1 rRNA gene is annotated in these 1,093 nt (G+C 56.6%); it reads left to right on the forward strand.

Annotation, left to right across the window (positions count from 1 at the left end):
• Nucleotides 1–1,093 (forward strand): 23S ribosomal RNA (locus ACIGGF_RS25380); the annotation flags it as partial.

The following is a 1,093-nucleotide window of genomic DNA, read 5'->3' on the forward strand; positions in this document are numbered from 1 at the left end:
GCTGGTGATGGCGTGCCTTTTGAAGAATGAGCCTGCGAGTTAGTGGCATGTCGCGAGGTTAACCCGTGTGGGGTAGCCGTAGCGAAAGCGAGTCCGAATAGGGCGTATCACCGTGAGGTGTGTAGTGGCGTGTTCTAGACCCGAAGCGGAGTGATCTACCCATGGCCAGGTTGAAGCGACGGTAAGACGTCGTGGAGGACCGAACCCACTTAGGTTGAAAACTGAGGGGATGAGTTGTGGGTAGGGGTGAAAGGCCAATCAAACTCCGTGATAGCTGGTTCTCCCCGAAATGCATTTAGGTGCAGCGTCACGTGTTTCTCGCCGGAGGTAGAGCTACTGGATGGTCTAGGGGGCCTACAAGCTTACCGAAATCAGCCAAACTCCGAATGCCGGTGAGTGAGAGCGTGGCAGTGAGACTGCGGGCGATAAGGTTCGTAGTCGAGAGGGAAACAGCCCAGATCGCCAGCTAAGGTCCCTAAGCGTGTACTAAGTGGAAAAGGATGTGGGGTCGCGAAGACAACCAGGAGGTTGGCTTAGAAGCAGCCACCCTTGAAAGAGTGCGTAATAGCTCACTGGTCAAGTGATCCTGCGCCGACAATGTAGCGGGGCTCAAGTACACCACCGAAGCTGCGGCACTCACACAATAGCCCCATTCAGGTCTGCGGATCTGTGTGCAGGTGTGTGGGTGGGTAGGGGAGCGTCGTGCAGCCATGGAAGCATCGGAGTGATCCAGGTGTGGAGGCTGCGCGAGTGAGAATGCAGGCATGAGTAGCGAAAGACGAGTGAGAAACTCGTCCGCCGAATGACCAAGGGTTCCTGGGCCAGGTTAATCCGCCCAGGGTGAGTCGGGACCTAAGACGAGGCCGACAGGCGTAGCCGATGGACAACGGGTTGATATTCCCGTACCCGTGTAACCGCGCCCATGGTGAATCAGTGACACTAACCACCCTGAATCTGCATGACCGATCTCTTTCGAGAGTGAGGCGTGTGGTGGATGCGTGGGACCTGATCTGGTAGTAGCCAAGCGATGGGGTGACGCAGGAAGGTAGCTGGGCCAGTCAGTGGTTGTACTGGTGTAAGCCTGTAGGGCGAA

This window comes from Rhodococcus sp. NPDC078407 (assembly GCF_044542515.1).
In the GTDB taxonomy this organism is placed as follows: domain Bacteria; phylum Actinomycetota; class Actinomycetes; order Mycobacteriales; family Mycobacteriaceae; genus Rhodococcoides.